A 19,929-nucleotide genomic window follows, 5' to 3' on the forward strand; every position below is an offset into this window, starting at 1 on the left:
TCCGCGCAAATGTCATTTTTGTAGCAGCTCCTTTCTAATAGAGATATTGATAGCGGTAGATCACTTCAACAGTGATATTGGGGCTGGTGGCCGTCACAGTGAATGTTGTCTCCCCTGGTTCAAGAACAAAAAACACACCATTGCTGCGGGACCAAGCATTCACCCCATTAAGCCGCACCGAGCATTTATCCAGGTCGCAATCGATCTCAAATACATCGTTAGTTCCAGCGCTGCCGGTGATGGTCAAGGTCTGGATGCCATCACTCATCGAAAGGTTTGTAAACGCCCCTGTGATACGGATCAATGGGTAAGCCAAGGTAGAACCTTCATTGTTAACGGTAAAGGTCTGACCGCTTGCTGTAATCGAGAACGAAGAATCGGAGATATAAAAATAGCCCTCCCCAAAGGAAAGGCCCTCTCCATATTCCCGGAGCTCGGTATCCTGTATCGACTCGATCCACGAATCATCCATCTTCATGGGCACATCAATCTTCCGATTTCCCGTCGAAGTATCGAATGCCATAGAACCGCGATATTCAGCGATGAACCTCTTTTGCGGAATATCATCAAAGATGACGATTGCTGGGCCATTCTTCACATCAAATACACGGGCCAGATTCGCCACAGTGCCGTAATAATCGTCACCCATGATAAATAGACCCAGGCCGAGAGGCCGGGCCGCATAGGTACTGCCGAAGCTCTTTACGCCGTCCCTGCCGGCAAGCTTGATGGTGTTCTCCTCGGTATCCGGCAGGGGCGGTAGGTCACGGGAGACCAGCAGGATGTTCAAGGTTGAGAGCCAGACACCGTTTACTGATACGTCGTTCATCCGGACTTCACTCCCATCGTTTGCATCCTCCGAGCCGTCTTCTCTCGTTCAGAATAAAGGATTTCCGTGTCTGCCCGGTCTTCCAAGGTTACGCCGTTTACGGACATGTCGATGTGGTTCTCGACTTTGGTTTCGGACTTCGTCACACCCGCTGCAGCTCCGATAATGCTGGGGTTATCCAGGATGCGGAACAAGCCATTGAGCTGCGCAGTGTTAAAGATTGCTTCCTGCCCGTGTGCGATAATCGGTACGGGGGCGCCGGCAGCTCCCGGGATAATACCACCAACATCGAAACTCTGCAGCTTATCGCCAGTGTCCTTGGTAATGCCGTACAGATCGCGAAGCGCTTGATTCCGAGAGGCTAACCTCACCATTTCAGTACGGTTACCTGCTGCTGCAGCTGCGGCATAGGCATCCTTGTTGGCATTGTACTCAGCAAGGTCAGCATCCTTCTGAGCTGCTTGTTTGGCAGCAGAGATTGCTGACATCTTCGATTGGTACTGAATGATGAAGGCGTCTAGATCAGTCAGAATCTGCGTATTGGCCGTACCAGCGGAAGATACCCGGAAAGCAGCGATGCCCGCTTCAATCACCTTGATGTCATCGGAATAAGTATCAAAGGCTTCTTTTAGATCATCATAATGGGCTTCGGTTTTATCCTTCTCATCCTCGAATGCCTGCAGCTGAACGTCCTTCTCATCCTGCAGCGCGTCCTTCTGGTTGTTCAGGTCCCGCTTGCGCAGGTCGCGTTCGTGGTCCTCAATGAGTTTGTCGCGCTCTTCAATGGTCTTCTGCCGTTCCTTAAGGCCATCCTTACCAACGGCAGAAGCAAGCAGATCGATGCGAGCGTTCTTCTTTGCGAGCTCCTCTTCATAATCCAGATCACTGTTCGCTTCAGCTTCCTTCGCAAGGAGATCATCAATAGCCTTGATCTTGGCGTCCTGCGCAGTAACATAAGCATCTTTACGGGATTCAATCGCAGCCAGTTCAGCCTTCTGGGCCTCATCAATTCGGTCCTTCTCGGCATCGACCAGTTCTTTGGTCAGATCCAGCGTCTTGTCGGTCAGGTCCTTCCGGGACTGGTAGAGTTCCTCATCCGCCTTCTCGTAATATGTTGTGTCGATGGCATATTGATTTCGCAGGTCCGTCCAGGCTTTCACCTTATATGCGGCGATCTCCGCTTCGGTGGCTCCGGACTCTTCTAACCGGCGGGCTTCCTTCTCAATCAGCTTGGACCGCTTCTCGTACAGTTCGCTGATCTGCGTCTCCGTCTCGGTGGCAACTTCCTTGCGGGATTGCCGGACCTGATCATCCGCTGCCTTGTACTGCTCAGAATCTTTACTGTAGCGATCCCGCAGGCGTGTCCAGGAGTCCAGTTTCATCTGAGCAATCTGCAGTTCTGTCTTCCCGCTGTCCTCCATCCGTTTGGATTCAGCATCAATCCAGGTGGCAGAAAAGTCATACCGGGACTTGACCGAATCCTCACTCAAACGTTTGAGTTGCAGGGTCAGTGTGCGGGCATCATCCACAGATTCAGCCAGAAACTTAGCATGCTTTTTCCGGAGTGCCTCGTACTTCTCCATCTGCTTTTCAGCAGTGAGGTCATAATAGTCAGCCTGGAACTGAATGGTCTTCAGGTCAGCCTCATATGCAGCCTGGCGAGCTTCGGCAGCAAGCTCAGCAGCTGTTTTTCCGGTGGCTGGTTTATCCTTCTTCGGCTTTTCCGGATCAGTCAGATCAATGCCTGGACCGTTTGGACCATCCAAGTCAAAATTACCTGATGATAGAGCGGCGGCGGCAACTTCAATTACCTTTTGTTTCTCCGCCAGTTCCCGCTGTTGATCTGTCAGTTTGGTCAGTTCTTTTTCCGTCTGCACCTTCAAAGTATTATTCACGATGTCCATGACGTTAGGAGTCGTCCTCTTCGCTCTTTCCTCGTTTTGCTTCACCGATTCAGCAAATGTGGAAGCTTGGACACCATTGACCGCATTCATAGATTTTAGGAGTTCACCGTAATTCTTGATCTGAGCCTCAACGGCCGCTTTCTGTGCCGCTGTCTCTGTCACCAGAGCCTGCATCCGTTTACTTGCTCCAGAGATAGCCTGATTGGTAAAGTATCGGTCTGACTCGATTTGGCCCTCAATAACACCGATGTTATCCGCTCGAATCCGTCCGTCTTCCTCTTGGACAGCATTAAGACCAGGATACTCCCGTTTGAGTGCGTTCGTAGCATCGACGAGCTCCTTCTTCTGTGCCTGATCCAACTTCTGAGCTGAGGAGAGTTTTTTGAAGGTAGCGAGCGACTTTTCCAAAGCCTTCAGCTTGTCGTTCTTTGCAGCTAGGTCAGAAACTTCCGCTTTCTGTTCTTCAAAGAGAGCACCCACAGAACCCTTAATCGCCGTGTTCATTTCCTTAAGCTTCTCAGTCGCCTTTTCCGCGCCATCGAAGCCCATGCTTCTGAGATTTTTATCGATCTTTTCCAGTTGCTCATTGATGTCCATTGCTTCGGACAACATCTGGGGATTCCCTTGACCGGCATCAGCCTTCTTTTGAATCTCATTTAGCCGTTGTTGCAACTTCTCGCGCTCATGAAGTGCCTTGGTAAGATCCTCCGTCTTCTTGCGGAGCTCGGTCAGATCATCAACGGAACGCTTAACAGGAGAATCATTAAGAGTATCGTTGAGCTCCGCCTGCGCTGCTTCAAAGTTCTTAGTAGCCTCCTTGCTCTCATTGTACTTCCCGACGAGAAAGGCTGCGCCGGCAGCGACCGCTCCAATGGCTACAGCTAAAAGCCCTAACATTGGGATTGTTCTTGCGGTGAGTGTCCCCGCCAATATCGCGGCTTCGTAGGCTATTTTGACAGCATCGATGGCCTTTTTGAGTTGGTAAGCAACGACTACGCCTCCAAGCAGTAACGGTGGTAAAGCCGCAAAGGTAATGAGCGCAGCCTGCGTTGACTTATCAAGCTCGGAGAATCCGGTGAGTAAGGCGGTGATACCTTCAACCGCTTCCCTGACTGCCGGCAGGAACATGTCCCCGATGATGATTCCAGCAGACTCAAAGGCGCTGCCCATGTTATCTGCGGCGCCCTTCAGGGTATCCATCTGAGTTTTTGCAACACGTTCTGCAGTTCCGCCTGCTTCGGCAAGGGAATCGGTATAAGCATTGAGCTTGCCGCTTCCAGATTCAATCAGCGTAATAAATGCAGATGCCGCTTCGCGCCCGGCCAGCGTGGCAGCTACGTCAGCCTGTTGTGCCTGGGTCAGCCGCGGCCAGATCTCTGTTAGTTGTTGGACAATTCCGGATAACGGAAGAATATTACCTGCGGCATCTTTAATCGAGAAACCCAACTTATCCATATATCCGGCAGCTTCTTTGGAAGGAGAAGCCAGCGCCAACAGGATCGCCCGTAATCCGGTACCCGCCATCTCGCCTTTAATGCCGGCATCAGACAGGGCACCAACAGCCGCAGTGGCCTCTTCGAGAGACAGCCCCATGGACTTGGCAACCGGGGCGACGTATTTCATCGCCATACCCAGGTCAGTCACATCGGCATTGGTCGAAATACTGGACGATGCCAGCACGTCCACAACTCGAGTGGTCTCAGTAGCAGCCATCCCGAAGCCGCGCAGGATGGAAGAGGCAATATCCGCGGTTGTGGCCAGATCAACATTACCTGCTGCCGCCAGCGACAGCACACCCGGCATTGCCGCGATAATCTCCTTCGTGTCAAATCCTGCTTGTCCCAGCTCAGACATTGCGTCTGCGGCCTGTGAAGCCGAGAACTTGGTCTGAGCACCGAGCTTAATCGCATTGATACGCAGAGCTTCGAAGTCAGCACCGGTTGCTTCCGTAATCGCCTTGACATTCTGCATGGCCTGTTCGAAGTCAGCTGCTGTCTGTACGGACTTGGCAATCGCAGCTCCAACAGCAATTGCCATGGCTGCATATGCAGCTCCAAGTGATTGGATCTCAAAATCAACGCTACCGGTTACTTCATTAAGCTCTTGCATCTGCTCAATGATGTCATCAATGACTGAACTGCTGACTCCGAGATTCTCAAGCTCCTCTCTTACACTGGCAAGTTGCTGTTCAAACACTTCAGGATTCGCCCGGCGGATCGCTGCATTAATGTTGTCAATGTTCTGACCGCTGGCACCGACGTCCTGCAAAGCCATATTCAGCTTCATGAAGCTCCCGGTTGCCTCGTGAGCATGATTGCCCATCTTTTTGGCAGCATCGGCTGCACCAATTGTACTTTTCTCAGCCTGACCCATGCTTTTATTGATCTTGCTGATCTGTTCTGCACTGACGCCAGACTCTGCCAGCGCCCTATTCAGCGTTTGAAGGTCCATTCCGGCCTTCTTGGCCGTCTCCCCCATACTGGCGAAATCCTTCTTCACTTCTTTGATGTCGCGCTTGATCCCATTGGCATCGGCAGTCAGCCGCGCCTTCAATTCCCCGAGGTTTCCTCCAGCCACTGATTATCCTCCTCCCTTCATGCGCGCAAGCTGCGCTTGATACTGGTCTTCTGCGGAAGCCCGCGGCTTCTCCGGCGCTTTCGGCAACACTTTGATATAGCGATTAATGATTTCCTGCCGGACTTTCTGGTCCGTGATATGTGGGTAAGACGCAATCTCAAGCTGAGCAATCACTTCCGATGCACGAGCCTGATCCTTCAGGAGCAGCAGCTGCGGCAGATCAATAAAGAAGTACTCGTTCTCGATCTGATGCTGTGTCTTATCCAGCACCGTGCAGCAGCGTAAAACAAAATCGTCATAGGTTAACCCTGGGCCTGACTCTGACGAGCCGCGATTGAGGTCACGAATTGCTGAGCCATCGGCGGAATCAGGCCGCTTAAGTTTTTTAAGGCTGTATTCATGTCGTTCTTCTGCCAAGTCAAATTCAGGTATTCAGTACATTCAGCCAGGCTAGCCTGCTCACTGAGCTCATTTATGTCGATATCGCTCATGAGCGATGTGAGTTCGTATATCTCGTCAATCATGATCTCGGCTCCGGCTACGATCATTACAGATCGGTCAGCTTCCGGAGTAAGGAATATCTTTACGAGCAGATCACCGATCGTGCCGAGGTGGTCTGTCAGCTTCTTCAGGCGGTTCCTGGTAAGCTTCGGTATGGACACCGTGCGGCTGCCGAGCTTCAGCTTATCTTTTCTGGTAAGTGGAAACACGTTCATCCCTCATTTCTCGAAATACAAAAAAAGGAGAAGGCACAATGCCCTCTCCCAGAATGGTTCTATTCAATTATGATTTACGCTGTGGCGGTGATATCGCCCCAGGTGTAGAGCAGGCCCTTTGGTGTGGCATTAACATCCGGATAAGCCATAGCAGCCACAGTCAGCCGCAGGTTGTTATCCAGGACGAACGCGGCGTTCATATCAAACTTGATGCCGACACTCTCGATGTAAATGAACCGGGAAGGATCAGTGATACCCTGCGGTTTGATAACCGCTCGTTTGCGAGGCAGCTCCTTACCAGCCAAACCTGTGACCTGATACTTTACCTTTGCAGGGGTATCGCCGTCTATAACCTTGGATGCATTCGGGTTATACGAGACAACCTTCTCGAAGTCCATATCTGGAGTCTCAAAGTTGATCGCTCCTGTGGTACCCGTGACAATGGACTTCACCGGCGCAGTACCTGTTTGGTCAACGGTTGGTTCGAAGTAAGTTGTGGTCGTTGTGAAATTGATACCGCCCTGGGTCAGGTCGATGGTAATAGCATCAGATTCTTCAGTACCATCCGCATTAATCCCCCAGGTGAAAATGCCGGGGCCAGCGTAAATATTATTGATATCACTCATGAATTAATTCAGCTCCTCTCTTATGATTGCAAGCTCAGAACACCCACAAGGATGTCTGTGCTTACGGAAAAATCGACATGGACAAAGCCGCCCTGGTTATACAGTTCGGCATCGAATGGTCCAATGAAGCTCTGATCACCTGCAGGAACAGAAACAACCTTCTGCCCGGTGCGGCCGTGTTTATCAGTGGACATCGGGATCGTCACATTCACCGCGCTGCCGGATCCATTATCGACGTACAACAGTTGAGCACCATTGTTCTGAAATTGCATGTCATCGGCGGAGTTCGCGGCCTGCGTCGCCAATTCTACTCCCGCCAAACTAGCGGTTGATCTCGCTATTGTGGCTCTAGCCATGATTATTCCTCCCTCGCGTAAAACTCAAAATTGGTTGAATAGATCGGCCTGTCTTTCTCATCCAGCCCAATGAAGCTCGGCTGCATTGTGGCCACGCTGGAAAAGACATAGGTGCTACCGACCATGTAATTTGATTCTCGGTGCAGTAGCTTGGACAATCCCTTCGCCACAGCTTCAGCAGTTGCCATGTTGACCGGGTTTGCCTTGTAGGACTTACCCTTGACGATAATCTGATAGGACGGCCGCTCCGTCGGAACATAGTCATCCGGTGGAGGACCGCCAGAGTCTTCAACGAAGAGGCAAGGAAACTTTGCCTCAGGGAGATCTGCAGGTACAAAGTTAGCATCCGGATACACGGAGTAGCCCGCGCCGGTCAGGAAATTGATCAGATCACTTGCGAGCATGGCATCACCATCCTTCCAGAATCTTGGACAGCTCACTCTTGATCAGCTTTTCGTTCAATTTGATGGCATTTGCAAGGTACTTCTTGCCCGGCATATAACCTCTGTAATTACCTTTGCTTAGGGTCTTCTCCCCAGGCTTGAGTGTGATCACCTTGCCCAACGAAGATTTGTTAAATCCCTCATGCTGGATGACGGAGTAATCATTCACATCTACAGTAGCCCCGAAGTCGATGGAGGATAATCCGATTAGCTGAATCAGCTCCCCCACTTCCAGGGATCCCTCCAAATCGCCGCTATCATTAGGAGCCAGCCGCTTTGCATCATGAATGATCTTCATAGCCAGTTTGGTCAGTGTCGCATCAAGGCGGATTTCGATGTCCTTCTCCAGATCATCGAGCCGGTCAATGATTTTGTCCAAACCGTCCAGCTCAAATGAGAACGCGCCATTATCAGCCATACAGAACCACTTCTTTCACATCGTCAGTACCGAGATACTTCCGGATCTCATAGTGCTTTACGTCGATCCGAATCTCCGTACCTATCGCATCGGTGTAAAGTAGCCAGTCATCGAAGCCAACAGCATTGATTCCCTCCAGGTAGACGGTGTAAGCGACCGTTATCTCCTCGCCCTTGGCGTTCTTAACGAGCTTTTGCTCCTCGACCACCTTGGCATCCTTCTCCACCGGAACGGCTGGCAGAGGGCGGCCCCAATCATCGACACCGGGGTGATAATGGGAAACGGTCGCAGGATATCCGAACAGACTCATATCAGACACCCGCCATACTGCAGGTCGGTTCCGCCTTCCTCAGCCTCTTCTTCTGCAATCTCGCTGGCCGTCTTCCCGAGCAGGTCCCGCACGTCCGGAGCCACAACATCACGGATTCCGCTGTACGTGACACCTTCGCCATGGTCATCGACCGACTTGACGCCATGCTTCTGGAACTTGAGCGCTGGGTCCAGCCCTTGCATTTCCCAGATGGATTGAAGGGCAGCAATCTCCACGGTCAGGATGACGGCGGGATACCACCGGGCAAGGTTACGTTCAGCTTGCTTTACAGCCAGTGGCTGCTTCAATGGCTTCTTATCCCATGCTTCGGTATCGAGGACATTCTCCGCTATCCAGAGGTTGACCTCTTCGGTAGTGGGCATGACACATCACCTACTTCTTTTCAGCTTCTGCAATGGCCGCAGTAAGTTCCTCAGCTGTCTTGGTGTCAAAGCCTTCAATGTCCAGCTTAGCAGCCTTAGTGCGGAGCTCCTGCAGTTCAGCTTCTTTCTCGGCGATGGCTTCCTTCAGTTTTGCTTCACCCAGACGGCCAGCCTGCGGCACGCCGAGCACCTTTGCCCGTTCCCGCAGTGCCTGCAACTCGGTGTCATCCTCTGGCAGTGGTTCGACTTCCTCAGCATATTCCTTAGCAATCAGATCCAAGGCGATTTCATCATCCACTTTGCGGACAATATCTCCCGGCTTCAACCACTTGCCGCCGTTCTTCACAACGCCCTTCAGTTTGATATCCACTTTATTCACCCTTTCCTCTACGTGATGTTACGTGATAAAAGAAAAGAGCCCCCGGGGGGCTCCTAGATTACAGTTGCACTCATTACAGAATCCGCATAAGGGAACGACGGGAAGGCCAGGTTAACACCCACCGTGCGAAGTCGCAGTGGATGCTTGCTGACCAGGTCGCGGAATACATAGATGCCGTTCTCTGCAGTCGTTTCCGCTTCGATGCCGGATACCATGGATTCGGTTGTCTCAGCCCACAGGTAGTCACCCAGTTTGCCGCCTGGCAGCATGACAAACCGATCTTCCGGCGTCATACGCACCGTACTGTAACTGGTCTTGCCGTTTACCAAGGCAGTGTCCTCTGTCCGGGCAACCGTATCGTAAGCAAGAATACGCGGCAGCTTCATGCGGTCTGTGATCTGGTCCAGTTGGCTCGAATCCAATTGTGGTGGCACTGCCGTCCCCGTTGGGTTGCCGAAGTAGAATTGCCGCATGGACAGGTTGTTCAGCAGGTACGAGAGAACAGTTTGGCTAGTAAAGGCGCGTTCCAGGATCACCCCGCGGGCTTTCTGGATGTTATACCATGTCTGCATGTCGAGGAGTGGAGTAGAATTCACCAAATCGCTCCATCGATCAGTACCACTTAAAACAGGTTTTTGATCATTGGTAAAACCATAGTCAACAGTAATACGGACATCGTCCTCGACATAGTTTACAGCACCAAGGCTCGCTGCCTGCATGGCGATCCACTCTTTACGGGCCCGGATACTGGATACTGCATACTTCGCATCATCCAACTGATCCCGCACAATGCTGGCAACTTCCTGTCTACGCAGGCCGGATGCCTGGCTTGCCATGAGCAGCAAACGGATCAACTTCTCATCCATCCAACGGCCGCGCTGAATCTTAGGAATCTCAATGCGCTGTCCGGATGTACCTTCACGGGAACCGTACTTAGTTTCAGTCCCAAGGTGTGCGATCTGTGCCATGACTGGCAGCGAAGATGCCGACTTGATCACATCGACTGTCAACTCATCCGTTTGCAGCGGTGGGAACAGGATATTCTGCCAGTAATCATTCTGAATCGTGAGGTTGGACGCATAGACCAGCAATTCCTCCCCGGACAACGCCTCTTCTAACAACAACAGTTCTGGATCCATATGTTATTCATTCCTTTCAAGTGAGTAGAATTGGTTTATGCAAAGGTGATGCCGGGCATCTTGGCTTTCAGGGCAGCATCAACGGTAACGGCCAGGCGTGCAGAAAGTAGCTTCGCCACTTCGACGCCGCCGATGACATGGTCGCCATCCTTGACATTTGATGTCCGGACTGTGATGAACGTCGGGTTGTCACCGCCGTCGGCATTGGTCAGCACACCGTTAGCTGTGGTATAAGCATTGGTAATCGCCGTGAAGGTGATCGTCTTAGTACCGGCATTAATCGCGGTGATGGTCTTAGGCTCGGTGTTCGTACCGTTGTAGAAGGTAATGATATCCCCGACAACCAGCCGACTGACGTCATTGAGCACAGCTGTAGTTGCGTTTGCTGCGACGTTGGCCGTAAGAGCGAGCCCGCCGGTGTATGGACGATACTTTCCGGATGCCGTGATCTTTGCCATTGGTGTACCTTTCTTGATGATGCGATCACCGTTGGCATCAGCAGGGACCTTGGTGTAATCAACGGTAGCGCCGTTCGTGATAAACCGGACGACTTCCATCGATGCGAAGATTTCATAATCGCCTTCCACTTCAAAGAGTGGACGTGGTTGTAATCTCATAACGAGTATTCCTCCTTATTTTTTTGCCCAAGGGTCATTAGCAGCTGCGGTTGCAGTGCTGTCGTTTTGGGCCAATTTCTTGATGTTCTCAAGTGCGGACTTCTTCTGGTCCGGGGAGTTCGGAACGGTTGCACCAAATCGGCCAGTGCTACCAGCCTTAGCCTTCAGCAGGTGCGGCTTCTTCTTTGCCAGCGCCTCCAGCGCTTCCTTGACGCCCTCCAGCTCGCCTTTGTCATTCTCCTTGACGGCGGTCAGATCAGACAGCGCAGCAGCATCCTCCCAATCGGCAAACCCGAGTTCGTTCGCCAGTACCTTTACCTCGGCATTTAGCAAGCGTTTGAAGGTCTTGTCGTTCTGTTCCTTCTCACGCGCCTTGATTTTGTCCTCGACCAGGCGGTCGACTTCAGCGGGATCAAGTTTCCCGTCTCCTTTTTCTTTGTCCTTCGGCTTAAGGGCTGCCTGCATGGCTTCGACTGAGTCGTAGCCCAGATCTTTAGCCAGCGTCTTCTGCGCTGCCTTCTCGGCGCGGGAAAGGCGTGACTGAACAGCAGCATCAAGCTCGGCCTGCGTAAAGGTTTTACCTTCCCCTGCCGCTCCTCCTTCACCACCAGTCCCGCCGCCCTCGCCGCCTCCAGCTCCAGCTCCACCTTCACCGCCGCCACCGTCCGGTGCGAAGAATTGATGAAACCGTGGAAACCGTCTTGAAATATATGTGTACATGTTGTTGACCTCCTGTTTAAGTCCGGGTGGACTGCCTGCCGCAGCTTTTAGTGTCGTCACGGCGTTTTGGACAAAAGAAAAAGCCGCTCGGTTAGAGTGGCTTCAGTTCACATCCGCAGAACGGACAATATTGAATTGATGTTGATTGATCGAAATCAATCCGTAAATCCCATTCCTTTTCCTGTTCATCATAAGTGATATCCACCCAGGATGAAGGAAGGTCAGTACATTTATGCACGTTCAAAAATCATCCCTCCCTCATCTGGATCATCACATCATCCTTGCCGCATTCCAGCAGGCCGAGTGCTTCAGTGTTCTGAATATGACTCCAAACCGTCTGAATGCTTCCATCGGCCAACTTCACCACAGCAACAAATGCCTCAATGCGCCCTTGTTCGGCTGCCTGTTGTAGGCTACCTGCGCATGCCAGGGGAGTGACTTTGCCTGCGCGAAGGTCTCGCCGTTCCTTGATCTCATCCAAGGCAATCAGCCCCCCTTCTTCTTAATCTCAATGTTCGCCGCCCGGTAAAGCTCCTGCAACTCCCCGTATTTCTTCGTTCCCCGCACCTTGTTACTGGCGAACTGCTTCAGGTCAGGAGTATCATCCGGCAGCGTGGCCTTGTACCTGATCCATTGTTTCCGGGTCTCATTCTTCCGTGACTTCTCACGCTGCAGCTCGTTGTATCGCTTTATGTTGGCTTCGGTGCGGCTTTCCTGTTCAAACGATCGATTGCTGTCCTTGATGGTCTGCTCGACCTCAGCAGCAGGCGTATATTCTTCCACCCATACCGACAGGGAGTGAACACAATGGCTATGATACGGCGGCCGCAGCTCCAGCTTTGGGAATCGCTTGTCTGCTCCGCTGATGGAATAGACACGGCCCTGATACTTGGCGCACATCGAACAGGTGATGCCGACAGAATTGACATACACCAGGTCCTGTCCGTTTTGCACGGCCATGTTCTCGGTACCGGTGACATGCGCCTTGCGCTGATGGTACTGCACAACGCCAGCCATGTACTTGTCAGCAGGAATCTCAGCACCGTTCTTAGCAATCATCCCGGTGATGCCCTGCTTATTAACCTCGGCAACGGCATTCTTCGTGGCTTGCCTCCGGCTGACGCCCTGGATCAGCGATTGCTCATTCGCACGGCTAACGGCAGTTTCAATCCGCCGTTTGGCATCGCGACTCATATGCTCCGATGCTTCAAGGATGGAATAGAATCCCTCGTCTGAGATCGTCTGTGCCGCCTGCTGGTGGATGATAATCTTAAGCGAACTGTTAACCGCTTCAGCCGCTATCCCCGCTGCCGTCATCTGCTCAACCGCTATAGCAGCCCCGTTACGGTATTCAGAGCCAACCAGATCAGCCAGACCTTGCCCGGCGCTACTGGTCAACTCCTCGATGATGACCTCAACCTGCCGAAGCAGCTGCTGCCTGCGGCGGTTTGATATATTGCCGACCTCCAACGATTGGACTAGGGCTCTCAGGCGTTCGTCCGTCAGGACATACTGAGCGATCAGTTCCTCCGACGTAGCCATCCTACACCGTCACCCGGGGCGGCTGCGTGTAGGTTGGGTTTAAAGTGTCGACCGCCTTCTCATCCTGAATCTTCTGGATCTCGGCAGCGATTGCTTCCTCAGACCAGTCTGGATGCATCCGGCGGACCGTGGTTTCAAGCGATTGGACGCCATCGACATACTTCTTGCTCTCTTCTTCGTCCTTCTCGCTCTCAGCCTTCGGCAGCATGGTTCCCCACTCAATGACCGGGTTAACAGGCTTCAGCCCGCCCTTGCCGATCGCATTCTCCAGCAACATGCACTTCCGGATGGCGTCCTTGATGGCCCCGTCGAACTTCGCTTGAATGGCTTCGGCCTTGATCACCGACTGAATCCATAGGTACAGCAGCGCAATGCCTGTATCTCCCTTGGCATCTTCCAGCCCGGCAGCCTGGACAGAAGTCTTCGATACGGCCAGCAAGTAACGGATCAGACGCTCTACATGCTTGAAGGATTGGTCCGTCTTCGCATCCCAGGTGATGTACTGCGGGATGGCCCCGGTCTTCTCATCGAAGGAAACAACCTCCAGATCCGCTCCGCGAACAAACCGAGCGCCGTAATCCCGCTGGTTCTGGTTGGCAACCGTGTCCCACAAGGCCCGGGGGATCGCCAGCTTCGGCTTGCCGTGCTTGTCGAAGACGATGGAATCACGGGTGATGGTCCAGTTGATTTCCTCCTGGATGGTGTCGATGTTCCGCAGAGCCGAACGGCCCCGGGGATGCAGCAGGGTTTCATCGTTGATCACGAAGCCACATAGCAGCTCGGTGACATCCTTCAGGGTTTCGTCATCCGGGATCTCGATTTCATAAGTGACAGCATACTGGTTAATATCGATCTGATCACCAACAGTCTCGCCGTCCATCTCATAGACCTGCTGCTGAATGGTAAGCCCTTCGTCGCTGAGCTCCTGCCGTTCAACCCGGAGAAACTTCAGCTTACTGCCTCTGCGGTCATCCCACTCCTCGATCCAAGCCAGATCAGCCCCGCTCCCATCCTCATGCGGAAAGAACCGATCACCCAGCACCCATTCGAACCAGACCTTGCCCTTGGCACTCCGCCGGATCCGGTAAGCGATAAGGCCATCTACTTGATGCTGCGTGATTGCCGACCATATCTTGTCATTAGGTTTGGAAGCAGTGACCACGGCGGAAACAAACTCCAGCTCCGGACCAGCCTCCACGTCCGCCGACACATTGCCGAGCGCACGGTTGATCAGGTCAGCCGGCACTTCAGCCACCAGGCTGGCAAAGTTGACCACAACATACTGATGCTCGCTTGTAATCTTGATGTCTGCGCTCATGCCGCGGCGAATTAAACCCGGCCGCGACCGCCGGAAAACTCGCTCCGTGGTCTGGATGCTGCGAGCCCGCGGGAATATCTGGTCATGATCTCCGCCATAGAGCAGCCGGTAGTAATTCATGTCCTCGACCTCGACATCATAAGGCGGCGGGGGGAAACGCTTCTTGCTGTAAATGATGGTCACGGTATTTCCTCCTTTCTTGGCAATAAAAAAAGCCGCTCATTTGAGCGACTATCTGAATAATCCTATTGGTTTTCGTGCCCAGTTCCGGTTTCTAAAAGAGAAGTGTCTATCGGAAAGTATTGAACCAAGCCTTTGCCTTTAACTAACCAGTCTTCTTTGCCGTTTTTACCGGATAATCGAAAATATAAAGGAGTCTTTTTATTATTTTCAAGCAATTGTTGATTGGCTACTACTATAAAACAGTATGCAGGTGAGAACTGACCGCCTTTGCTGTAGGTCCGAATGATAACTAAATCATTATTTTTTGTTTCTAAAAACTCAAATTTCGTTAGTAGATCACCTATTTGTTTCTTAGTTAAAGCCACATCTGTGCTCGCCCCTAGATGATCTCTCTCGTAATCATGAGCTCTGGTTTCTAAAATGAAACTGTGATCTTCTGCGCCATTAAAAAACTCTCTGGCCCACTTCTCCCCCAGTTCATATTGAAATTTGTTCTTCTTAATAGAGTTCACCATTTTAACTTCCCTCCAATTAATTCCATTGTAACAGAATCACCAGCCTGAAGGGCGTTGATTTGAATATATCGACTCTGGCCGTCTAAGTGGCTCAGCCGAATAGCGAAGCGCAGCCATTGCGTCATCAAACACATTAACTGGCTCATCCAGATAAAGCCCTGTCTTCTTGTCCTTCCGCCATGACCACTGCTGTATCTCCTTGATGGTATTGACGCAATCGGGATGAATGTGTATCTTCCGCTGCTTCAGGTAATCGATCTGAGCCTGCACGCTGCCGGGCTCCTTCATTACACCAGAAGCATTGTATCCGGCATTCTGCCACATCTGAATGCGGTCAGGCTCGGCGGAATCGCAGTACATCGCCAGGTACTTACTAAGGCCCTGCCGATCAGCCAGCTCAATGATCCCGTCTGTGGCCATTTCATGGACGTATATCTCGTTGCATACAAAAAACTCACCGTCTTTGACACCGACCGTGAGAATGGCATTTGCATGGTTAAATCCAAAGTCCTGCGCATGATGCATGCTGTCGAACATCCCGAAGGAAGTATCGAAGTCATGCACAATGAAATTCTTGAAGATCAGGCCGCCGAGCTCGCCCCATTCTCCCAGCCCGTAAACCTCGTATCCATCCGGATCCTGCTCCTTACGCATCATCATACGGCGGTGGTAGGCTTCATCGATGAACCGGTTCTGCAGATACGTGGAATGGTGCGTCAGGATATCCGGACTCGAGTAATCGAAGTATTTCCTCTTAATCCAATGGGAAGCCGACACCGGGTTGAAACTGAAGGTGATCTGATAATAGAGATAAGGATTCAGCAGAACCCCGCGCAGCCGGTCATCCAGAATATCGACATCAGATTCCTGCAGCTCAGTTGCTTCCTCCACCCAAATCCAGACCAACTTCCCCTTGGTGAAGGTGATAGATTTGACCTTTTCGCGGTCCCGCACATCATTCATGCCGCGGAATATGATCTCATTACCGGTTACCCGGCTGCGGATCATCAGCGGTGAACGAAGGACTTCCCAGTATTCATCAGCCTGATCACCGTAAATCCGGTTGATCGCGCCGACCAGCTCCGCGTAGGTGCTATTCCGGTTGGTTTCATTGACCTTCCGGACACACAGCAGGTTGGCACCCTCATACTTCGGATCGCCAAGCTTCAAAATGAAGTCCTGTGCTATATTAACGGATTTGCCAGATCCGGCGCTGCCACGCATCACCCGGTACCGATGCTTAGAACGGTTAATGATCTTGAAATGAGAATTGAACGCCACGACTACCGGAGCACTCATGATGCATCATCCCCGTAATCTACGATGATGTGAAGAGGCGGCTTGCTGCCATCACTCCCGCCTTTCTTATCAAGAATCGAAATTTCCTTCTTGAGCTTCTCAACGCGGAGCTGATGTTCTGTATCCGCTCCATCCTGCCTGCACATCTCGTCATACTGCCGGATAAGGTTCTGCAGTGTGGTCATTGCCCGGCTCTGCGCAGTTAGGAAGGTAGCCTGCTTGTCCCAGGCGAACTGAATCTCCCACTCGGTTTCCTCATTATCCGTTTTCTCAGTAGTGACCAGTTTGGACTTCTTAAGCTCTTTCGTAAGATCATCCCGGTCCTTCACCAGCATGATCTGCTGCGCCCGGAGAATAGCAGCGTACTGAATCGTGATCTGATCCCACATCATATCGATAGGGGAACGGGTTTCAAGCTGCTCCATGATCTCGGCGGTGTCGTCAGGCAGGAACTTACGGAAGAAGCCATGGGTGACGGCTTTATCATTTCGGTATGGCCCGCCGTGCCCGCCCTTGTTTCCCAGCGCATTCTTACTGCCGGGAGGAGCACCGCCGCGATTGCCAACGGCGTTCTTGTTTCCCTTTGGAGGACCGCGCCGTTTTTTGGATGCATCTTTATCGCTGGATGCATCCGTAGCTCCCGGAGATGCATCCTTGACCCATCCCTGCCGCTGGTTCCGGCTTTTGATCGTCGGGTATTTGATAACGTATTTCTCAGCTAATTCACGCAAAGTGATTTCCGTTGTCTCGTATTCTTTTCTGATATCATCCCAGTTCATAGCTACATGTCACCACCCCCGGCATAAGATTTAGGGCAAAAGAAAAAGCACCCGAATTAACTCAGGTGCGTTGTTAACTACTGCATTTCTTCAATTACTCTCTTGGTGATAATCTCAGATGAAATCCAATGAACTGTGACATCGATTAGTTTTTTAAGGTCAGAAATATCTTTGGTTTCCCATTTCCGGACATAATGTGTCTCATCATTCCCAATCCATACTGCCCTCTCAGCAACCAGTTTGATATTTGAATTGTCAACATCATCCTTAATACATTTTCCTAAAAGTTTCTTTTCAATTACTTCTCTTTCTTTTTCAAGAAAATTAATTAAGTAATCTTTTATCAAGAATTCCAAAGCTTTTCTATATCCCATTCCAGCTACATGATTCAGTCCAGAATTATCAGCCGTGTATGCTTGTCCATAAATTTCTTTGAACAATGGCGACAATTCATTTATTTCATCACTGAACTTTGGCAATATAAGTTTTTGAGGTTCGCTTCTTGAATAAGTCCATAAGTTAATGTCGCCAGAATAATAATATGAAATAAATAGAGAGTTGCAATCATTTTTTGTGCATAAAAAAACTGCTTCCGATATACCTCGACTGAAAAATTTAGCATAAATGATTCTCGGTTCAACAACAACATTACAAACAGGACATTTATCTGGGTATCGATCTACATAAGAAGGATATTCAACTGCATATTTCCCGTTTTCAGGACGTGAGTATAAAATTTGTCTGCTCATAATTACTCCCCTAAAATATTTGATTTATATCAATATTAATTAATAGAAGGAAAGCGTCAAGGTGGAAATCGCTGAATAAGTATTAGAATTTATGTTATGTCGGTTTTGCTGTAGGGTCGGTCCGTAATCCGCTTGCACACTGTGTGGCTTGCTGCTACCTGCCCTTCTCAGACTTCATCCTCACAAACGGACGCCCTCAACAATAAACGCTGAAATAGGCTCACAGAGCGAGATGTAACATTAAGAGTATCGAACTATTCAAGTTATTCTTCTAACCTTATTCTCAACTTCGCTTCGTATACCAAATAGCTTCTGTCGTGTATTTGTGGAAATACTCTCATGTTCGGTTTTATATAAGTTGGTCTCTTCTACACTATCATCTTTCCTATATTTATAATTTAGGTCGTCGAGTTCTGAGACGTAATCCATTAAAGAGCTAGCAATTCGTAAGTCTGTTTCAATTGCTTTAGGAATATGTTCTTCTAATACTTTCAAGTGGTCTCTTACAAGATACTTCACCTCTAATAAATTGAGCCTTGGATCTTCTTCAATAGATTCGACTCTTTTGGTTGCCAAAGTTATATCCCATTCGAATCCACGCAACAAATTAAATAAAAATCTCGATTCAGCAATGGTTTTAGCATAAATAGCCGGTCTTTTTGATTTTTCTTGTTTTTTTAGAGTGTACCATGCAGCGCCAAATGCACCTATAGTACCAATTATTCCACCTGTAAATCCACCGAAATCAAAGTTCATAGCCATCCTCCTTCGACATCATAATTCGACATCAAGGAAGTTTTTACCTTCTGGCACTAATCTGGCCAATCTATTTTCTTAGCTAAACTCCGAAGGAATTCATCCATACTATTTGAGATACCATGACAAGCGGTACCCACTTGATATTTTTCGAGATACTTTGGAGACTGAGGTTTGTCTCTTTGACATTTCACTCTGGAACAAAACTGAGCTGTTCCTTCCCATCGCCCCCATATACAACCTACGCATTTCTCCGGCTGCTGGGGCGGGTCCTTCTGTTTCATTCGCTTCGTCTTCACCATCAGAAATCCACCTTCTTCCCGGGAATATACCATTCACCGTTGCTGCCCTTGAATAACATAGGCTGGTTGCAGCCGATGCAGAATAACTCTTCATTTTCATCAAGAGCTGATTGAGGAATGAAAAATCGTCTTTCACAGCAGAGAATAATCAATCCAGAAGTAAGCTTATTCTGATCATTGAGCTTCATATCCATGGCTGCTGCTCCTTTCCTCATAATAAAAAAGCCGCCCAATAAATGAGCGACTTCGGAATATGTATTCGATTCAATCCTGCGATGAGCCTGGTCTATAGAGCGGCGTCCGCTTCGCATCCGCAGCAAATGCGCCGCGCTCTTTGCTTAAATCTTTATCTCCATTGTTACAGAGGAGAACAAGACCATTTTACTGATCTGGAGAAATCGGAGTCAAAACCGCCGCAGCTGATCACAGAAGATGTGCTCCCGGAAATCTCATTCTCACTCTTCATTTCTCACTCTTTCGGCATATGTTGCCGGGAGTATTTCCGGACTGTTCCGTCTTGAAACTCAGCTTCTATAACCTTCAGTCCCGAAGTAACTTTATTCGTGCTGATGACCCGGGCAGGCTGATTGACGATGTTACCATTTACCCGATATCCGAATTTCCTAATGTTCCCGACTTCCACGATGAGCACCTCCAGTTATACCGGCTTATATTTCAGTTTCAGTTCGTCCATAAGAACCTTGACTTCCGCCTGCTCCCGCTCGATTCTTTCCTGGAGAACATCACGCTTCGCAGGATTCTTCAGAGCATCGAATCGCTCCCGCAGCTTAGTGATGGAGCGCTGTTTCTCACGGACGGCAGTGTCCGTATAAAAGGACGGGTAGTGTTGTTGGCAGTAAGGACACTCAAAATACGTTTCCTCAATTGAGTCTTCAAGTCGGCGATGCTGCACGAAGATATGAAATCCACCCTTACAGTTATCACATTTAACCGGCATACCGTTCATAGTAACCCTCCAGAAGTTTGATTTGATCTTATCATCGGTTGGAACAAATTAAATCCGGCACTCACTCAGGCGGCCGGATGCCTCCACGATCCGAACTTTAAC

At 50.3% G+C, this 19,929-nt stretch carries 25 protein-coding genes; all 25 read right to left on the reverse strand.

Features of this window, described 5'->3' with window-relative positions; genetic code table 11:
• Positions 1-34: 34 nt before the first annotated feature.
• Positions 35-829 carry a phage tail domain-containing protein gene (locus PBOR_RS23125; protein WP_042215770.1) on the reverse strand — a complete coding sequence of 265 codons (795 nt, stop codon included), beginning with the start codon at positions 827-829 and terminating at the stop codon, positions 35-37.
• A complete protein-coding gene (locus tag PBOR_RS35645; RefSeq protein ID WP_052429613.1) occupies positions 826-5,310 on the reverse strand; it encodes a phage tail tape measure protein in 4,485 nt (1,494 codons plus the stop codon). The genes PBOR_RS23125 and PBOR_RS35645 overlap by 4 nt, the downstream gene beginning before the upstream one ends.
• Positions 5,311-5,313: 3 nt before the next feature.
• Complete coding sequence (locus PBOR_RS23135) at positions 5,314-5,580, reverse strand: hypothetical protein (RefSeq protein WP_042215772.1); 267 nt, start codon at positions 5,578-5,580, stop codon at positions 5,314-5,316.
• Positions 5,581-5,612: 32 nt separating this feature from the next.
• Positions 5,613-6,020, reverse strand: a complete 408-nt coding sequence (locus PBOR_RS23140; RefSeq protein WP_099052487.1) for a hypothetical protein — start codon at positions 6,018-6,020, stop codon at positions 5,613-5,615.
• Positions 6,021-6,100: 80 nt separating this feature from the next.
• Complete coding sequence (locus PBOR_RS23145; RefSeq protein ID WP_042215775.1) at positions 6,101-6,652, reverse strand: hypothetical protein; 552 nt, start codon at positions 6,650-6,652, stop codon at positions 6,101-6,103.
• A 20-nt stretch (positions 6,653-6,672) separates the two neighbouring features.
• Positions 6,673-7,008, reverse strand: coding sequence for a hypothetical protein (locus tag PBOR_RS23150; RefSeq protein WP_042215778.1), 336 nt, complete (start codon positions 7,006-7,008; stop codon positions 6,673-6,675).
• Positions 7,009-7,010: 2 nt separating this feature from the next.
• The gene (locus tag PBOR_RS23155; RefSeq protein WP_245647878.1) at positions 7,011-7,448 is read right to left on the reverse strand and encodes a minor capsid protein; all 438 of its coding nucleotides are present in this window, start codon (positions 7,446-7,448) and stop codon (positions 7,011-7,013) included.
• A complete protein-coding gene (locus PBOR_RS23160) occupies positions 7,417-7,869 on the reverse strand; it encodes an HK97 gp10 family phage protein (protein ID WP_042215783.1) in 453 nt (150 codons plus the stop codon). Before PBOR_RS23160 ends, PBOR_RS23155 begins: the two co-directional genes overlap by 32 nt.
• Positions 7,862-8,179, reverse strand: coding sequence for a hypothetical protein (locus tag PBOR_RS23165; protein WP_042215785.1), 318 nt, complete (start codon positions 8,177-8,179; stop codon positions 7,862-7,864). The genes PBOR_RS23160 and PBOR_RS23165 overlap by 8 nt, the downstream gene beginning before the upstream one ends.
• A complete protein-coding gene (locus PBOR_RS23170; RefSeq protein WP_042215786.1) occupies positions 8,176-8,562 on the reverse strand; it encodes a hypothetical protein in 387 nt (128 codons plus the stop codon). Before PBOR_RS23170 ends, PBOR_RS23165 begins: the two co-directional genes overlap by 4 nt.
• A 10-nt stretch (positions 8,563-8,572) precedes the next feature.
• The gene (locus PBOR_RS23175) at positions 8,573-8,932 is read right to left on the reverse strand and encodes a hypothetical protein (protein WP_157764102.1); all 360 of its coding nucleotides are present in this window, start codon (positions 8,930-8,932) and stop codon (positions 8,573-8,575) included.
• A gap of 62 nt (positions 8,933-8,994) precedes the next feature.
• Complete coding sequence (locus PBOR_RS23180) at positions 8,995-10,080, reverse strand: major capsid protein (protein WP_042215790.1); 1,086 nt, start codon at positions 10,078-10,080, stop codon at positions 8,995-8,997.
• Positions 10,081-10,115: 35 nt separating this feature from the next.
• Entirely contained in the window at positions 10,116-10,697 is a 582-nt protein-coding gene (locus tag PBOR_RS35650; RefSeq protein WP_052429614.1) for a hypothetical protein, read from the reverse strand.
• Positions 10,698-10,712: 15 nt separating this feature from the next.
• Positions 10,713-11,417 carry a hypothetical protein gene (locus tag PBOR_RS23195; RefSeq protein ID WP_042215792.1) on the reverse strand — a complete coding sequence of 235 codons (705 nt, stop codon included), beginning with the start codon at positions 11,415-11,417 and terminating at the stop codon, positions 10,713-10,715.
• Positions 11,418-11,664: 247 nt separating this feature from the next.
• Positions 11,665-11,898 carry a hypothetical protein gene (locus tag PBOR_RS23200; protein ID WP_042215794.1) on the reverse strand — a complete coding sequence of 78 codons (234 nt, stop codon included), beginning with the start codon at positions 11,896-11,898 and terminating at the stop codon, positions 11,665-11,667.
• A 5-nt stretch (positions 11,899-11,903) separates the two neighbouring features.
• A complete protein-coding gene (locus tag PBOR_RS23205; RefSeq protein WP_042215797.1) occupies positions 11,904-12,959 on the reverse strand; it encodes a phage minor capsid protein in 1,056 nt (351 codons plus the stop codon).
• A 1-nt stretch (position 12,960) separates the two neighbouring features.
• On the reverse strand, positions 12,961-14,460 hold the full coding sequence (locus tag PBOR_RS23210; RefSeq protein WP_042215799.1) for a hypothetical protein: 1,500 nt from the start codon (positions 14,458-14,460) through the stop codon (positions 12,961-12,963).
• 62 nt (positions 14,461-14,522) lie between these two features.
• The gene (locus PBOR_RS23215) at positions 14,523-14,975 is read right to left on the reverse strand and encodes a hypothetical protein (protein WP_042215801.1); all 453 of its coding nucleotides are present in this window, start codon (positions 14,973-14,975) and stop codon (positions 14,523-14,525) included.
• A gap of 36 nt (positions 14,976-15,011) precedes the next feature.
• Positions 15,012-16,274: a PBSX family phage terminase large subunit gene (locus PBOR_RS23220; RefSeq protein ID WP_042215803.1), complete on the reverse strand. Its 1,263-nt coding sequence runs from the start codon at positions 16,272-16,274 to the stop codon at positions 15,012-15,014.
• Positions 16,271-17,053 carry a phage terminase small subunit gene (terS, locus tag PBOR_RS23225; RefSeq protein WP_042215804.1) on the reverse strand — a complete coding sequence of 261 codons (783 nt, stop codon included), beginning with the start codon at positions 17,051-17,053 and terminating at the stop codon, positions 16,271-16,273. Before terS ends, PBOR_RS23220 begins: the two co-directional genes overlap by 4 nt.
• A gap of 77 nt (positions 17,054-17,130) precedes the next feature.
• The gene (locus PBOR_RS23230) at positions 17,131-17,802 is read right to left on the reverse strand and encodes a DUF4145 domain-containing protein (protein ID WP_081972149.1); all 672 of its coding nucleotides are present in this window, start codon (positions 17,800-17,802) and stop codon (positions 17,131-17,133) included.
• Positions 17,803-18,060: 258 nt separating this feature from the next.
• On the reverse strand, positions 18,061-18,558 hold the full coding sequence (locus PBOR_RS23235; RefSeq protein ID WP_042215806.1) for a hypothetical protein: 498 nt from the start codon (positions 18,556-18,558) through the stop codon (positions 18,061-18,063).
• Between the two features lie 301 nt (positions 18,559-18,859).
• Positions 18,860-19,054, reverse strand: a complete 195-nt coding sequence (locus PBOR_RS37470) for a hypothetical protein (protein ID WP_042215809.1) — start codon at positions 19,052-19,054, stop codon at positions 18,860-18,862.
• Between the two features lie 275 nt (positions 19,055-19,329).
• On the reverse strand, positions 19,330-19,503 hold the full coding sequence (locus PBOR_RS37070) for a hypothetical protein (RefSeq protein ID WP_157764104.1): 174 nt from the start codon (positions 19,501-19,503) through the stop codon (positions 19,330-19,332).
• A 15-nt stretch (positions 19,504-19,518) separates the two neighbouring features.
• Entirely contained in the window at positions 19,519-19,827 is a 309-nt protein-coding gene (locus tag PBOR_RS23250) for a PHD finger domain-containing protein (protein WP_042215811.1), read from the reverse strand.
• Positions 19,828-19,929: the final 102 nt, after the last annotated feature.

Origin of the sequence: Paenibacillus borealis, from assembly GCF_000758665.1 — a bacterium.
GTDB lineage: Bacteria > Bacillota > Bacilli > Paenibacillales > Paenibacillaceae > Paenibacillus_AQ > Paenibacillus_AQ borealis.

Bases quoted from the DNA above. Each gene is read 5' to 3' on its own strand.
- PBOR_RS23180 (WP_042215790.1), bottom strand. From the start codon at position 10,080: ATGGATCCAGAACTGTTGTTGTTAGAAGAGGCGTTGTCCGGGGAGGAA.
- PBOR_RS23205 (WP_042215797.1), bottom strand. From the start codon at position 12,959: ATGGCTACGTCGGAGGAACTGATCGCTCAGTATGTCCTGACGGACGAA.
- PBOR_RS35650 (WP_052429614.1), bottom strand. From the start codon at position 10,697: ATGAGATTACAACCACGTCCACTCTTTGAAGTGGAAGGCGATTATGAA.
- PBOR_RS23235 (WP_042215806.1), bottom strand. From the start codon at position 18,558: ATGAACTTTGATTTCGGTGGATTTACAGGTGGAATAATTGGTACTATA.
- PBOR_RS23170 (WP_042215786.1), bottom strand. From the start codon at position 8,562: ATGCCCACTACCGAAGAGGTCAACCTCTGGATAGCGGAGAATGTCCTC.
- PBOR_RS23165 (WP_042215785.1), bottom strand. From the start codon at position 8,179: ATGAGTCTGTTCGGATATCCTGCGACCGTTTCCCATTATCACCCCGGT.
- PBOR_RS23160 (WP_042215783.1), bottom strand. From the start codon at position 7,869: ATGGCTGATAATGGCGCGTTCTCATTTGAGCTGGACGGTTTGGACAAA.
- PBOR_RS23150 (WP_042215778.1), bottom strand. From the start codon at position 7,008: ATGGCTAGAGCCACAATAGCGAGATCAACCGCTAGTTTGGCGGGAGTA.
- PBOR_RS23145 (WP_042215775.1), bottom strand. From the start codon at position 6,652: ATGAGTGATATCAATAATATTTACGCTGGCCCCGGCATTTTCACCTGG.
- PBOR_RS23250 (WP_042215811.1), bottom strand. From the start codon at position 19,827: ATGAACGGTATGCCGGTTAAATGTGATAACTGTAAGGGTGGATTTCAT.
- PBOR_RS23215 (WP_042215801.1), bottom strand. From the start codon at position 14,975: ATGGTGAACTCTATTAAGAAGAACAAATTTCAATATGAACTGGGGGAG.
- PBOR_RS37470 (WP_042215809.1), bottom strand. From the start codon at position 19,054: ATGGATATGAAGCTCAATGATCAGAATAAGCTTACTTCTGGATTGATT.
- PBOR_RS23230 (WP_081972149.1), bottom strand. From the start codon at position 17,802: ATGAGCAGACAAATTTTATACTCACGTCCTGAAAACGGGAAATATGCA.
- terS (WP_042215804.1), bottom strand. From the start codon at position 17,053: ATGAACTGGGATGATATCAGAAAAGAATACGAGACAACGGAAATCACT.
- PBOR_RS23125 (WP_042215770.1), bottom strand. From the start codon at position 829: ATGAACGACGTATCAGTAAACGGTGTCTGGCTCTCAACCTTGAACATC.
- PBOR_RS23195 (WP_042215792.1), bottom strand. From the start codon at position 11,417: ATGTACACATATATTTCAAGACGGTTTCCACGGTTTCATCAATTCTTC.
- PBOR_RS23220 (WP_042215803.1), bottom strand. From the start codon at position 16,274: ATGAGTGCTCCGGTAGTCGTGGCGTTCAATTCTCATTTCAAGATCATT.